14 protein-coding genes are annotated in these 14,485 nt (G+C 65.2%); 9 read left to right on the top strand and 5 right to left on the bottom strand.

The window, feature by feature from the left end:
• The first annotated feature begins 30 nt into the window (after positions 1-30).
• From WAB17_RS05325 to WAB17_RS05305, 5 genes are all read left to right on the top strand, one after another.
• A complete protein-coding gene (locus tag WAB17_RS05325) occupies positions 31-606 on the top strand; it encodes a pyridoxamine 5'-phosphate oxidase family protein (RefSeq protein ID WP_435418979.1) in 576 nt (191 codons plus the stop codon).
• 10 nt (positions 607-616) lie between these two features.
• Complete coding sequence (locus WAB17_RS05320) at positions 617-1,321, top strand: endonuclease/exonuclease/phosphatase family protein (protein WP_435418978.1); 705 nt, start codon at positions 617-619, stop codon at positions 1,319-1,321.
• A 129-nt stretch (positions 1,322-1,450) separates the two neighbouring features.
• Positions 1,451-1,789, top strand: a complete 339-nt coding sequence (locus WAB17_RS05315; RefSeq protein WP_435418977.1) for a P-II family nitrogen regulator — start codon at positions 1,451-1,453, stop codon at positions 1,787-1,789.
• Between the two features lie 17 nt (positions 1,790-1,806).
• Positions 1,807-3,129, top strand: a complete 1,323-nt coding sequence (locus WAB17_RS05310) for an ammonium transporter (protein WP_435418976.1) — start codon at positions 1,807-1,809, stop codon at positions 3,127-3,129.
• A gap of 253 nt (positions 3,130-3,382) precedes the next feature.
• Entirely contained in the window at positions 3,383-5,773 is a 2,391-nt protein-coding gene (locus WAB17_RS05305; RefSeq protein ID WP_435418975.1) for a TonB-dependent receptor, read from the top strand.
• Positions 5,774-5,830: 57 nt separating this feature from the next.
• Here WAB17_RS05305 and WAB17_RS05300 read toward each other — a convergent pair whose 3' ends face one another.
• The 4 genes from WAB17_RS05300 to WAB17_RS05285 are packed head-to-tail and all read right to left on the bottom strand — an operon-like array spanning position 5,831 to position 9,181.
• Positions 5,831-6,163, bottom strand: coding sequence for a DUF1232 domain-containing protein (locus WAB17_RS05300; RefSeq protein WP_435418974.1), 333 nt, complete (start codon positions 6,161-6,163; stop codon positions 5,831-5,833).
• 35 nt (positions 6,164-6,198) lie between these two features.
• Positions 6,199-7,797 (bottom strand): GMC family oxidoreductase, encoded by a 1,599-nt coding sequence (locus WAB17_RS05295; RefSeq protein ID WP_435418973.1) that lies wholly within the window; start codon positions 7,795-7,797, stop codon positions 6,199-6,201.
• Positions 7,798-7,821: 24 nt separating this feature from the next.
• A complete protein-coding gene (locus WAB17_RS05290) occupies positions 7,822-8,754 on the bottom strand; it encodes a sterol desaturase family protein (RefSeq protein WP_435418972.1) in 933 nt (310 codons plus the stop codon).
• Positions 8,747-9,181 carry a hypothetical protein gene (locus WAB17_RS05285; RefSeq protein ID WP_435418971.1) on the bottom strand — a complete coding sequence of 145 codons (435 nt, stop codon included), beginning with the start codon at positions 9,179-9,181 and terminating at the stop codon, positions 8,747-8,749. The genes WAB17_RS05290 and WAB17_RS05285 overlap by 8 nt, the downstream gene beginning before the upstream one ends.
• A 77-nt stretch (positions 9,182-9,258) precedes the next feature.
• On the opposite strand from WAB17_RS05285, the gene WAB17_RS05280 reads away from it, so the two are divergent.
• Positions 9,259-10,707 (top strand): amidohydrolase, encoded by a 1,449-nt coding sequence (locus tag WAB17_RS05280; protein ID WP_435418970.1) that lies wholly within the window; start codon positions 9,259-9,261, stop codon positions 10,705-10,707.
• A 3-nt stretch (positions 10,708-10,710) separates the two neighbouring features.
• Here the strand turns inward: WAB17_RS05280 and WAB17_RS05275 are convergent, their stop codons facing one another.
• A complete protein-coding gene (locus WAB17_RS05275; protein WP_435418969.1) occupies positions 10,711-11,151 on the bottom strand; it encodes a TIGR01244 family sulfur transferase in 441 nt (146 codons plus the stop codon).
• A gap of 276 nt (positions 11,152-11,427) precedes the next feature.
• Between WAB17_RS05275 and WAB17_RS05270 the strand changes: the two genes are divergently transcribed.
• The 3 genes from WAB17_RS05270 to argF all read left to right on the top strand — a co-directional run bounded on the left by WAB17_RS05270 (position 11,428) and on the right by argF (position 14,464).
• On the top strand, positions 11,428-12,204 hold the full coding sequence (locus WAB17_RS05270; protein ID WP_435418968.1) for a cold-shock protein: 777 nt from the start codon (positions 11,428-11,430) through the stop codon (positions 12,202-12,204).
• Between the two features lie 125 nt (positions 12,205-12,329).
• Positions 12,330-13,523, top strand: a complete 1,194-nt coding sequence (locus WAB17_RS05265) for an aspartate aminotransferase family protein (protein WP_435418967.1) — start codon at positions 12,330-12,332, stop codon at positions 13,521-13,523.
• Entirely contained in the window at positions 13,523-14,464 is a 942-nt protein-coding gene (argF, locus tag WAB17_RS05260; RefSeq protein WP_435418966.1) for an ornithine carbamoyltransferase, read from the top strand. The genes WAB17_RS05265 and argF overlap by 1 nt, the downstream gene beginning before the upstream one ends.
• Positions 14,465-14,485 lie beyond the last annotated feature (21 nt).

Here is a 14,485-nt window from a genome sequence, read left to right as displayed (position 1 = left end):
AAGTTTGGCGATGCCGCGTAGCATCGCGTCATGGCCGAATTCTTCGACGCGCTGAGCGACAAGCATGTCGCGATGATCGATCAGCAGCCCGTGTTCTTCGTCGCCACTTCGGCGCCGGGCGCGCGGATCAACCTCAGCCCCAAGGGATACGACGCCTTTCGCGTGCTGACACCCACGGTGGTGGCCTATCTTGATCTGGGCGGGTCTGGCAACGAGACCCACGCGCATCTCAGGGCCGATGGCCGCATCACGCTGATGTTCTGCAATTTCCAGCAGCCGGCGCTGATCCTGCGGATTTATGGGCGGGGCCGTGCCGTGCTGCCGCAGGACGAGGAATGGGACGCGCTGGCCGCGCATTTCACGCTGATGCCGGGCACGCGGCAGATCTTCGTCATCGATGTCGAGAGCGTCCAGACCAGCTGCGGCTGGGGCGTTCCGCTGATGAGCATGGAGGCCGAGCGCAAGACGCTGCTCAAGGCGCATGCAGGGTCCGACCCGCGCGAGTGGGAGGCGAAGATGAGTACCCGCATCGCCAGCATCGACGGCCTGCCCGCGCGTGCGACCGATCGCTACATCGAAGGCGCGCCGGGGACGCGGCCGGACTAGCATGGGCGGGATGCCGGCACTCAAATTCGCGAGCTACAACATTCACAAGGCGGTCGGGATCGATGGCCGGCGCGATCCTGCCCGCATCATCGCCGTGCTGCGCGAAATCAATGCCGATGTCATCGCCCTGCAGGAGGCCGACCGGCGGTTCGGGGAACGCGAAAGCGTGCTGCCGCGGGCCGCGCTCGATGATACGCACTGGAAAGTGGTGCCGGTGTCCCGCCGGCCTCGCTCGATCGGCTGGCACGGCAATGCCTTGCTGGTTCGGCGCGATATCGACGTTGTCGAAAGCGAGCCGCTCGAGATCCCGACGCTCGAACCGCGCGGTGCGGTCTGCGCCGTGCTTGCGCATGGCGGCAACAACTTCCGCGTCGTCGGCACACATCTCGACCTGTCCGGCCTGCGCCGGTCGGACCAGGTCCGCGCGATCCTCGGGCACTGCGAGGCGCACCCTGCGGCTTGCCCGACTGTGCTGCTGGGGGACTTCAACCAGTGGACGGCGCAAAGCGGGGCGATCAGGCATTTCGGCGCGTGGGACGTGATCGCCCCGGGCCCCAGTTTCCCCAGTCGACGCCCCGTTGCGCGCTTCGACCGCATCGCCCTTTCGCCCGGCTGGAAAGTCGCCTCCCATGGGGTGCACCACAGCGCAACGGCTGCGGTCGCATCCGACCACTTGCCCATATGGCTCGAAGCACAAATATTAGGCGATGCCTAGAAAATAGGCATTTATCGTGCGCGCTTACACCTGCGCGCGCCCGTCGAACACCCTGAGCGCGGTTTGGCACGTGTCTTGCTGCATGTGCGAAGACCGGGACTTGGCCCGGCCATCCATCAGGGGGACCCGATGAAATTCATCATCGCCGTCATCAAGCCGTTCAAACTCGACGAGGTGCGTGAAGCGCTCGGGAAGATCGGTGTCGCCGGTATGACCGTGACCGAGGTCAAGGGCTTCGGCCGGCAGAAGGGCCAGACCGAAATTTATCGCGGGGCCGAATATTCCACGAACATGCTGCCCAAGGTGAAGATCGAGATTGCCGCCAGCGACGGCCTCGCACCGCAGATCGTCGAGACCATCCAAGCGACCGCAGCGACCGATGCCATCGGCGATGGCAAGATTTTCGTGCTCGACCTTGCCAACGCAACCCGCATTCGCACCGGCGAAACGGGCGAAACCGCACTGTGATCCGGGGGGAAATGACCATGATCCGCAAGTTTCTTCGCAGCGCCGGCGCGCTGGCTGTAGCCGGCCTCGCAAGCACCGCTGCCTTGGCGCAGGAAGCCGCCGGGGCGGCGCCTGTCCCTGATCCCGGCAACAACGCCTGGATGATGACTTCCACGATCCTCGTGCTGCTGATGATCCTTCCGGGCCTCGCGCTGTTCTACGGCGGCCTGACCCGCAGCAAGAACATGCTCAGCACCATGACGCAGATCGGTGCCACTGCGGCGCTCGCGATGCTCATCTGGGTGATGTGGGGCTACGGCCTCGCCTTCGGACCGGAAGGCAACGCCTATATCAGTTGGGGCAAGTTCTTCCTCGCCGGGGTGACGGCAGATTCGACTGGTGCAACCTTCACCGACGGGGTCGTCATAAGCGAATATGTCTTCATCAGCTTCCAGATGACCTTCGCTGCCATCACTGCTGCGCTCGTACTCGGCGCCACGGTTGAGCGGATGAAATTCTCGGCTGTCATGGTGTTCGTCACCATCTGGCTGACGATCGTCTATTTCCCCATCGCTCACATGGTGTGGGAAGCGCGCGGCCTGTTCTTCGTGATGGGCGCGCTCGACTTCGCCGGAGGCACCGTGGTGCACATCAACGCCGGCGTCTCGGCACTGGTTGCTGCCTATATCCTCGGCAAGCGCCGCGGCTACCCGACAGAACCGATGATGCCGCACAGCCTCACGCTGACCATGGTCGGTACGGGCCTGCTGTGGGTGGGCTGGTTCGGCTTCAACGCCGGCTCGGCATTGGAAGCCAATGCCTCGGCCGGCCTTGCGATGATCAACACTTTCGTCGCCACCGCCGCCGGTGCACTGACCTGGATGGTGATCGAGAAGCTGGCCGGTCACAAGGGCTCCGCACTGGGCTTCTGCTCTGGCGTGATAGCCGGCCTCGTCGCGGTGACTCCGGCGGCCGGCAACAGCGGCCCCTTCGGCGCCATCCTGCTCGGGATCGTTGCCTCGGCGGTGTGCTATTTCGCGGTCGCCAAGCTGAAGCCGAAGCTCGGTTATGACGACTCGCTGGATGCATTCGGCATCCACGGTATTGGTGGCATCGTTGGCGCACTGGGTACGGCTATTGTCTACTCGCCGGCCCTCGGTGGACCGGGAGGAGACGATTATGTTGTCGGCGCGCAGATGGTGACCCAGCTGCTGACAGTGGCGACCACCATCGTCATTGCAGGCATCGGCACTGCCATCGCCATCTTCATCGCCAAGGCAGTCACAGGCCTTCGGGTCGACGAGGAAACCGAAGTCAACGGGCTCGACATCTCCGAACACGGGGAACGCGCCTACAACTGAGCCAACCGAATTGGCGGGGGCGGCCTCTCCTCTCCCAACCGTCCCCGCCATCCGATGTTCCTCCTGCGAACAACGCCTCGAAGGGCCGGAGCGACCAGCTCCGGCCCCTTTTTTCGATGTGACGGCTGTGTGACTCGCCCGACACACCTGCCCGGACTTTGACGGCCGGCCGCGGGGCCGGGATTGCGTTTTAACGCATTCGTATGCAGTTCCGGCGCATCGGGCCCGAGACCCGCACTGCAGGAGACCAACGATGAGCGCTGCGAAATCCCATACCACCTTGCGTATCCGCCACCTGCTGATGGCAAGCTGCGCGCTGGCTGCGACGACACCGGCGCTGGCACAGGAAGCCGAGCAGCCCGCTGCCGAAGGCGGATCCGGCAATGTCATCGTCGTGACCGCGACCAAGCGCGACGCGACGATCCAGGACGTTCCCTTCTCGATCAATGCCCAGACGCAGGAAGACATCCAGAAGTCGGGTGCGGTGACGCTGGAAGACCTGTCGCGCAACGTGGCCGGCCTGACCGTGCAGAACCTCGGGCCGGGCCAGAGCCAGGTTTCGGTTCGCGGCGTATCCGCGGGGCAGGTCGTGCGCGACCAGCCGGGCGTGAAGGAACAGGTCGGCGTCTATCTCGACGAAAGCGTCATTTCGCTGTCGCTGTTCACGCCCGATCTCGACCTGTTCGACCTCAACCGCGTGGAAACGCTGCGCGGCCCGCAGGGTACGCTGTTCGGTTCCGGATCGGTCGGCGGGACGATCCGCTACATCACCAACCAGCCCACGATCGGCGTGACCGAAGGCACGTTCGAAGCCAATTTCAACACTGTCGACGAAGACGATTTCGGGGCGCATCTGAAAGGTGCCTTCAACTTCCCCGTCAGTGACGTGGTGGCCGCCCGCATCGTCGGCTACTACACCAAGTATGCCGGGTTCATCGACGCCTTCGGCCCCGCCGGCGGCGACAATGTCAACGGGGGCGAGCGCTATGGCGGCCGCATCGCCTTTACCGTCGATTCCGGTACCGGCTTCAGCATCACCCCGCGCTTCGTGTTCCAGACGGTCAAGGCCGACGGCTTCAACCGCGAGGAAATCTGGAACCTCTACGCCAATCCGGACTCGACCAATCCCGTCCAGCTCGGCGAACGCGAGCAGCACTTGCGGCTGCGCGAGGCGTTCGAGGACGAGACCATGCTGTTCGACATCACGGCAGAGGCCGATCTCGGCCCGGTCACGCTGACGTCGGTCAGTTCCTACATCAACCGCGACATCCTCGTCAGCCGCGATGCCAGCGCCCTGACCGGTTCGGTCTCGGTGGATCTCGGCTATCCGGCCTCGGCGGTATTCCTGCCGTCGAACCTGCGCGATACCACCAAGCTCGAGACCATCACGCAGGAAGTGCGCCTGTCGTCCAACAGCACCGGCCCGCTGCAGTGGCTCCTCGGCGCGTTCTATTCCGAAGTCGATCGCGTCTATGCGCAGCGGCTTCCGACGCCCGGCTACGATGCCTTCACCGACGCCCGCTTTGGCGCCGGCACCTCCGCCGCGGTTGCGAACGGATTCCCCGCGGATTCGCCGTTCAATTCGGACCTGCCCTACGACATCAAGCAGTTCGCCGTGTTCGGTGAAGCCAGCTTCGACCTGACCGACGCGCTGACGGTCACGGCCGGCGGGCGGTATTACGATTTCGACGAGACGCGCATCATCACCACTGGCGGCCTGTTCGCCAATGGCGATGCGGGCGTGGTCGACAAAACCTCGTCGAGCGGCTTCACCCCGCGCGTCCTGCTCAGTTACGAGCTAAGCCCCAGCGTCACCATCAACGCCCAGGCATCGCAGGGCTTCCGCCTCGGCGGGGTCAACGATCCGCTCAACACGCCGCTTTGCAACGCGCAGGACCTGGCGCTGTTCGGCGGCTTCCAGTCCTACGACGACGAGAAGCTGTGGAACTACGAACTGGGCATCAAGACCCAGGGCGACGGCTTCACCTTCAATGCGGCCGGCTTCTACAACGACATCAGCAATTTGCAGGTGACGCTGGATGCCGGTAGCTGCTCCTCGCGCATCGTCTTCAACGTGCCCGAGGCGCATACCGCAGGGGTCGAGGCCGAGTTCGGCTACTCGCCGCTGGACGGCCTGAACTTCAACCTGTCGGGCAGCTATGTCGAAGCGGAATTCGACACCACCCTGCCAGGTGCGCTGGCCCCTGCCACGGGCATCCGCGAAGGCAACCGCCTGCCGTCCGTGCCGAAACTGCAGCTTGCCGCCAGCGGCAGCTACGAGTGGCCGGTCGGCGACAATGCGCAGGCCTTCATCGCCGCCTCGGTGACCCATGTGGGATCGCGTTACACCCAGCCGGCGGACCAGGAGAACAACCCGCGCACCTTCGTGCACGGCCTGCCGTTCAACGGGGCACCGGCCAGTGCGTCGACCACCGTCGACCTGCTGCTCGACAGCTACGAACTGGTGAACATGAGCGTCGGCCTGGAACTGGACAGCGGTTACAGCTTCACGCTCTATGCCAACAACCTGCTCGACGAGAACGTCCAGCTGAGCTTCGACCGCGAGCGCGGCGGGCGCGCGCGGCTCGGCTACAATGTCGGGCAGCCGCGGACGATCGGTTTCACCGCTCGCAAGGAATTCTGACAGGTCCGGAAACGGGCCACAGGCAAGGCCGGGGGCGTTGCTCCCGGCCTTGTCGTATCAGCGCCAAGCGATCCAGCATGCAAGCGCCGCACCGAGCCAGACGGCGCAAACGATGAGCACGCCCACTCTCGAGACCGGCTTTTCCGCCAGCGAGGCGGCGTCCTGTCGCCACTCTTCCACCAGCGCGGTGGGTGCCAGTCGCAGCGCGAGCCATACGCCCGCCGGCACCAGCAGGAGGTCGTCGAGCAGTCCGAGGACGGGAATGAAGTCCGGGATCAGGTCGACGGGGCTGAACGCATAGGCGGCAACCACCAGGGCGACCGCCTTGCACACCACCGGTGTCCGCCTGTCCCTCGCGGCCAGCCAGACGACGAGGGCTTCGCGCTTCAACGACCGCAGCCGGTCGCGCCATGATGGTCCCGGCGTCAGGCGCGCTCCGCCGCGATGACGAAATCGGCGCAGCGTTCGCCGATCATGATGCTCGGCGCATTGGTGTTGCCGCTGACGATCTTGGGCATGATCGACGCATCGGCGATCCATAGCCCGTCGATCCCCCGGGCCTTCAGCCTGGTATCGACAACGGCATCCTCGTCCGCGCCCATCCGACAAGTTCCGACAGGGTGGTAGACGGTGTCCGCGCGGTTGCGGATCAGCTCGTCCAACTGCGCATTGTCATCGAGATCGACGGGGTGGCGATCGGTCGGTTTGTAATCGCGCAGGGCTGGACCTTCGACAATCCGGTGCGACAGCCGCACACCTTCGCGCATCACGGCAATATCGCGATCGTCGTCGAGGAAATTGGGATCGATCAGCGGCGGTGCCGCAGGGTCGGACGAGCCAAGCCGAACCGTGCCGCGGCTTTCGGGGCGGAGCACGCAGGCGTGCAGCGAAAAGCCGTGGCCCTTCACCTTCTCGCGCCCGTGGTCTTCGAGCACGGCGGGGACGAAATGCCATTGCACATCGGGTGCCGGGCTATCCGGCATGACCGTCCAGAAACCACCCGCTTCGGCGTAGGGCGTGGTCATGATGCCGGTGCGCTTGCGCCGGTGCTCGATGATTGCCTTGGCCATCCGCGCCGTACCTTCGAGCGAATCGCCGATGGGTACCTTGCTCTCGGTTTCCCAGCCCGACACGTAGTCGATATGGTCCTGCAGGTTGCTGCCCACAGCAGGCTTGTCGAGCTTCACGGCGATGCCATGGGATTTCAGGTGCTCCGCCGGGCCGATGCCCGAGAGCATCAGGATCTGGGGCGAATTGAATGCGCCAGCCGACAGGATCACGCCCTTGCGCGCCGTCAGGATTTCGCGCTTGCCGCCGAAGCCGCCGGTGCGCACGGCCACGCCGGTCACCTTGCCATTGTCGATGATGAGCCGCTCGACGAGCGTCTTCGTCCTGATGGCGAAGTTGGGCGTACCGCGAAGCGGTTCGACATAGGCGCGCGCGGCGGACCAGCGTTCGCCCTGTCGCTGTGTCACCTGGTAGAGGCCGAAGCCTTCCTGTTTTTCGCCGTTGAAGTCGTTGTTGCACGGTAGCTGCAATTGCGCCGCCGCCTCAACGAAGGAATGGCTGGTCGGGTTGGCCGCTGTCTGGTCGGAGACGAACAGGGGCCCGCTCTCGCCGTGGTACCTGTCGGCCCCGCGCACATTGCCTTCGGCCTTGATGAACCAGGGGAGGACGTCGTCGTATGACCAGCCGTCACAGCCCATCGCCGCCCAGTTGTCATAATCCCAGCGGTTGCCGCGAATGTAGACCATCGCGTTGATGGCGGAAGACCCGCCGAGACCCTTGCCCCGCGGCTGGTAACCGATGCGCCCGTTGAGCCCCTTCTGCGGCACCGTTTCATAGCGGTAATTGGTGTTCTTGAGCAGGAACGGCATGAAACCGGGCGTCTTGACCAGCATGTTGTCATTGCGGCCGCCGGCTTCGAGCAGGCACACCTTGCGGGTGCCGTCTACCGCCAGCCGGCCGGCAACGGCGCTGCCCGCGCTTCCACCGCCAATGACGATATAATCGTATCGGTTCATCGAGCTCTCCCTTTGACGGGAGTGTTACGCAGGCTCGCCCGCCCGTTCAATCGGCTTTTCGGCCGTAGCGGGCGTTCCGGCTTGCCGTGCCAGCCAGCGCGCGCGGATTGTGTCGGAGGTGTCGCGGCTGCCGTCGTGGGTCCAGCCTGGCTCGCGCAACAGGTAGCCGAGCTTGCTGCCCCAAGGTGCACGCCACAGGTCCTGGGCGATGCCGATCCATTCGTGGAACACCGCCCACAGCAGGTTGAAGCTGCCGAGCTGCTTGACGATCCCGTAGCGAATCTTCTCGTCATCGACTTCCGGCTGGAACGTGCCGAACAGCTTGTCCCAGACAATGAAAACGCCGGCGTAATTGCGGTCGAGATAGCGCGGATTGGTCGCGTGGTGGACCCGGTGGTGGCTGGGCGTGTTCATCACCGCCTCGAACCAGCGCGGCATCCGCCGGATTGCCTCGGTATGGATCCAGAACTGGTAGATCAGGTTGAAACCCTTGCAAATCAGGATCATCGCGATTGGGAAGCCGAGCAGCACCAGCGGCAGGGTGAAGAGGAATCCCAGGGTGAAGGCCCCGGTCCAGCTCTGCCGCAACGCGGTCGAGAGATTGTAGTGCTGGCTGGAATGATGGTTGACGTGGCTGGCCCAGAACCAGCGGATGCGGTGTCCGGCGCGGTGGACCCAGTAATAGGCGAGATCGTCGAGCACGAAGCACAGTGCCCAGGCCCACCATTCCCAGCCGATGTCGAACAGGCGGATCTCGTAGGCGGCGATGAAGACCCACAGGGCCAACCCGCCGAGCAGTGCCCCCGCCACCGTGCTGCCCAGGCCGAAGGCGAGGCTAACGAGGGTATCCTTCGGCTCGTAAGCGTCGGGGCGTTTCTTCCACGCCCACAGCATTTCGATCAGCACCAGCGCGACGAATCCGGGCACGGCATATTCGGTGGGAGAAAAGTCAGGCACGATCGACTGAGCCTAGCGCATCGATCGCTGCGACCCAACGGTCCGGATCGTCGACTTCGAGCGTGACACTGCCGAAGCGCTTTTCGCCGCTGACGATGCGGAGGCAGGTCCTGCCCTGGTCGATCCAGCGTTCAGTGTGAGACGAGGCATTCAGAAGGCGACCGGCGAAAAAGTTGCCGTGCGGCTTGAGCAGCAGCACCCGCCCGTCGCTGTCGTGCAACAGCGCGCTTGTCCCATTGCGGTCGAGCCCGATCCTGGTTGCTTCGAAACCGTCGACGGCCTCGGCAGCCGCGGCGCGTGCATCGGCATCAGTTGCCAGTCGCGGCGGCGCTCCAAGCCTGAGCCAGTGGGCGAGCCCGGCCAGCGCCAGGATGGCCACGAGCGACGCGAGGAACAGCAGCGGATTCATCGCTGGGCCGATTGCCACGCCGCAGGAAATCTGTCGAGCGGTGGCTTCCCTTCGGCGGCTGCACGCGGCAAGTACAGGTCCGAGGAGACTGTCCCATGAAACTTGCTCTCGTAGCCCCCGCCCTCGCCCCGGCCCTCGCCATGTTCGCTGCAACGCCAGCGTGGGCCCAGGCCGGCACCGATGCCGCACCTGACCCGCTCGCCGCCGTGGAGGCAGAAGCCGGGCGGACCGAGCGGGTAGCGAAGCAGATATGGGACTATGCGGAGCTCGGCTATCTCGAATTGCGCTCCAGCAATCTGTTGAAGGACGAGCTGCGTGGTGCGGGCTTCACCGTCACCGAGGGCGTGGCCGGGATTCCGACGGCGTTCGTCGCCGAATGGGGCAGCGGCGGTCCGGTGATCGCCATCCTGGCCGAATACGACGCCTTGCCGGGCATCACCCAGTCGACGTCTGCCATGCGTGACCCGGTCGCCGAAAAGGCCGCCGGGCATGCCTGCGGCCACAATCTGTTCGCCGCCGGTTCGCTGACGGCCGCCATCGCGACGAAGAAGTGGCTCGAGCAAACCGGCACGCCGGGCCGGATCAGACTCTATGGCACGCCGGCCGAGGAAGGCGGCTCGGGCAAGGTCTATATGACCCGCGAAGGCCTGTTCGACGATGTCGATATCGCCATCCACTGGCACGCCGCGGACGAGAACAGCGCGGCCGCGCAGACCAGCCTGGCCAATCGTTCGGCCAAGTTCCGTTTCAAGGGGGTCTCCTCGCACGCCGCAGGGGCACCGGAGCGGGGTCGAAGCGCGCTCGACGGGGTCGAGGCGATGAACATGATGGTCAACATGCTGCGAGAGCACACCAGCATGGACAGCCGCATCCACTACGTCATCACCGAAGGCGGTTCAGCACCCAATGTCGTGCCTGACTTTGCCGAGGTGTTCTATTACGTCCGGCATTCGGACGCGGGGGAAGTCGAGGCCCTCTGGTCGCGGCTCGAAGTGGCTGCGAAGGGCGCGGCCATGGGCACGGGCACGCAGGTCGAATGGGGAGTCATTCACGGTAACAATTCGCTGCTGGTCAACGAGACGCTTGCGCGGGTGATGGATGCCAAGCTGCGCCAGATCGGCGGGGTCCGGTATTCCGCAGACGAGCGCGAATGGGCGGAAGAGATATCGAAGTCGCTGGGCGATGCCGCGCGGCCGATTGGGTCCGCGGCCGAGGTCCAGCCCTACGCCAAATCGCTCGGTTACGGGTCGACCGATGTAGGCGATGTCTCCTGGGCCACCCCGACTGTTGGTGTCCGGACCGCCACATGGGTTCCGGGGACCAGCGCGCACAGCTGGCAGGCGGTTGCCGCCAGTGGCAATTCGATCGGGGCCAAGGGCGCGCTGGTCGCGGCCAAGGCGATGACGCTGATGGCGGTGGAACTGTTCACCGATCCTGCCTTGCGGGCCGCTGCCAGAGCGGAATTCGATGCGGCGCGGGGCGCGGATTACGAGTACAAGTCCTTGCTCGGCGACCGCGATCCGCCGCTCGATTACCGGCAGTAATGCTCAGCCGCCGGCCTTCCCGGCCAGCATCTCCATTGCCGGCCTGACCGGGGACACGTCGTACCCCGCCTGCGCGGCGCGGTCCGCGATGGTGTCGAGGTCGGTGCCTTTGGCAGCTTCGGCCAGCGACCACAGCAGGGTAGAGCGCGTACCCGAGCGGCAATAGGCGAGAACGGGGCCCCGGCTGCCCGAAAGGGCTGCGTTCATTGCCTCGACCTGCGGGCCGCTGAACCCTGCAGCGGTAACCGGGATCGCGACATAATCCATGCCATGGGCCCGAGCCGCCGCTTCTATCTCGGCACCGTCAGGCTGGTCGGGCGATTCGCCGTCGGGCCGGTTGTTGACGATCAGGGCAATTCCCAGGGCAGCTGCCTCCGCCACTTCGCCGGCGGTGATCTGGGGGCTTGCGAACATGCTGTCCGACAGGCGACGGAAATCTGCCATGGCTGGTCCTTGCATTGCGGTGGCTGGCGGCGTGATGCCCGCACCCGCGCGCCGGCGCAAGTTGTCACAATGTCACAATCGCGGGCTATTGCCTGCCCAGCGTTAAAGTATTCGCACAGGGCGGCTTTGTCGGCTATGGTGCGAAGAAATGAGGGTGGGAACTTCCGGGAAAATCAACCCTGGCAGCTCGCATACCGGTGGACAGGGACGCCTCGCCGTCCGGTTTTCCTGTCCGTGCATATGAGTGGGCGTGCGTGGCAAGGTACTGACTGGATTATGGGTTACGACAGAGGGCGTCGCGGGCGTGGACGCGACAAGCGGGACGGGTTCGGCGAAGAGGGTTTCGATCCCTTCGGCGGTGGCGGCGATTTCGGCGGTCCCCCGTCGGACAGGTTCGGCGGCGGCGGTTTCGGTGACCGTGGCGGCTTCGGTGGCGGCGATCGCGGCGGCGGCGGTGGACGCGGCGGCTTCGGCGGCGGCGATCGTGGTGGCGATCGCGGCGGTTTCGGCGGTGGCCCCCGTGGCGGCGGCGGCGGTGGCGGCGGCTTCAGCCGCATGCCCGCCCAGGTGGTCGGCACCGGCAAGGGCACGGTCAAGTTCTTCAACAGCCAGAAGGGTTTCGGCTTCATCCAGCAGGATGGCGGCGGCGAGGACGTGTTCGTCCACATCAGCGCTGTCGAACGCGCCGGCCTCGAAGGCCTCGCTGAAGGGCAGGAGCTCGAATACAATCTCGTCGACCGCGGCGGAAAGGTTTCGGCGCAGGACCTGCAGGTCGTCGGCGACGTCATTGCAGTCGCGGCACGCGAACCTGCGGCCCCGCGCCGCGAGCTGACCGGCGAAAAGGCCACTGGCACGGTCAAGTTCTTTAACGCGATGAAGGGCTTCGGCTTCCTCGTTCGCGACGACGGCCAGCCCGACGCCTTCGTGCACATCAGTGCGGTCGAGCGTTCGGGCCTGCGCGAGCTCAACGAAGGCGAGCGGTACGAATTCGACCTCGAAGTCGACCGACGTGGCAAGCATTCGGCGGTCAACCTCGTTCCCGTGAGCGAATGACCCCGGCTACGGCGCGGCAGGTTTGACCTGCATCGCCAAGGCACCTAGATACACGGCAATGGCGGCCCTGCGAGGGGTCGCCATTTGTCGTTGAACTTCCCGATCTGCGTGAGGACGCCCAAGCAATGACCATTACCGCCCTGATGCCCGTCTATCCCCGCAGCGGCGTGCGCCCGGTGCGCGGCGAGCACTGCCACCTGATCGACGAGGACGGCACGCGCTACCTCGATTTCGCCAGCGGCATCGCGGTGAACCTGCTGGGGCACAGCCACGAAGGGCTGATCGGCGCAATCCAGCGGCAGGCGGCGACGCTGATGCACGTCTCCAACCTCTATGGGAGCCCGCAGGGCGAGGAGCTGGCGCAAAGGCTGGTCGACAAGACCTTTGCCGACACGGTGTTCTTCACGAATTCCGGGGCCGAGGCGGTCGAATGCGCGATCAAGACCGCGCGCGCCTATCACCAGAGCGAAGGCGGCAATCCGGAGCGGACCGAGCTCATCACCTTCCACAATGCCTTCCACGGCCGGACGATGGCGACCATCAGCGCCTCGAGCCAGGACAAGATGCACAAGGGCTTCCTGCCGCTGCTGGCCGGGTTCCAGTATTGCGAGTTCGACAATCTGGAGATGGCGAAGAGCCTCGTCGGCCCGAAGACCGCCGGTTTCCTGGTCGAACCGATCCAGGGCGAGGGCGGCATCCGCCCGGCCTCCGACGAGTTCATGAAGGGCCTGCGCGCGATCTGCGACGAGCATGACCTGATGCTGGTGCTCGACGAAGTGCAGTGCGGGGTCGCCCGCACCGGCACGCTCTATGCCTACGAGCAGTACGGCATCGAACCCGACATCCTTGCCACCGCCAAGGGCATAGGTGGCGGCTTCCCGCTCGGCGCCTGCCTCGCCACCGAAAAGGCCGCGCGCGGCATGGTGTTCGGCACTCACGGTTCGACCTACGGCGGCAACCCGCTCGCCATGGCGGCCGGCATGGCAGTGATGGAGGCTGTGGCCAACGACGAATTCCTCGCCGAAGTACGCGAGAAGGGCGAACGGATCCGTACCCGGCTCGAACAGTTCATCGGCAATTATCCCGACCTGTTCGAACTGGTGCGCGGCAAGGGACTGATGCTCGGCCTCAAGATGAAGGTCGAAAGCCGCCCGTTCTACGTCCACCTGCGCGACAACCACCAGTTGCTGACCGTGGCGGCGGGCGACAACACCCTGCGCATCCTGCCGCCGCTGGTTGTTGGCGATGCCGAGATTGACGAATTCTTCGACAAGCTGTCGGCGGGCGCGGCCGATTTCGTGGTACCCGAGGCGGCCTGATGCCCACTGAACCGAGTGTTCGTCACTTCCTCGACCTGACCGATGCAGGCGGCGATGCGATCGCGGCCATGATCGGTGACGCGATCGACCGCAAGGCGGCGCGACAGGGGTGGCCCAAGGGCAAGCCGGATACCGATACGCCGCTCAGGGACCACGTCCTGGCGATGATCTTCGAGAAGAGCAGCACACGGACGCGGGCCAGCTTCGATATTGCCATCCGCCAGCTCGGCGGCAGCGCCATGGTGATGGAGGCAGGCGCGATGCAGCTGGGGCGGGGCGAGAGTATCGCCGACACCGCTAGGGTGCTTAGCCGGATGGTCGACGCGATCATGATCCGTACCGACGACCATGCCAAGATCGAGGAAATGGCTCGCCACGCTACAGTGCCGGTCATCAACGGGCTGACCGATGCCTCGCATCCCTGCCAGATCGTCGCCGACCTGTTGACGATGATCGAGCATCGCAAGGCCCTGCCCGGACTGGAAATCGCGTGGCTTGGCGACGGGAACAACGTTCTGCACTCGATTCTCGAGGCGGCAGGGCTGATGAAGTTCAACGTCCGCATCGGGGTGCCTCAGGGCTACGAGCCGGAGCAGCGCTTCGTCGACATGGCGCGCGCGGGTGGCGCGACCGTCACGCTGACACGGGATGCGGCCGAGGCGGCCAGCGGGGCGGATGTGGTCGTGACCGACACCTGGGTGTCGATGGGGCAGGACCATGCGCACAACAAGCTGGCGGCCATGGCCCCGTTCCAGGTCAACGACGGGCTGATGGCGCAGGCCAGGCCCGACGCCATCTTCCTCCACTGCCTGCCGGCACATGTCGGCGAGGAAGTGACCGGGAGCGTGATCGAGGGGCCGCAATCGGTGGTGTTCGACGAGGCGGAGAACCGCATCCATGCCCAGAAGTCCGTTCTGCTGTGGTGCTTCGGGAAGCTCTGACCAGGCCACCCCTTACTTTCC

Origin of the sequence: Parerythrobacter aurantius (assembly GCF_045291475.1) — a bacterium.
Classification (GTDB): Bacteria; Pseudomonadota; Alphaproteobacteria; order Sphingomonadales; family Sphingomonadaceae; genus Parerythrobacter; species Parerythrobacter aurantius.
This window is presented reverse-complemented; position numbering and strand designations above follow the sequence as displayed.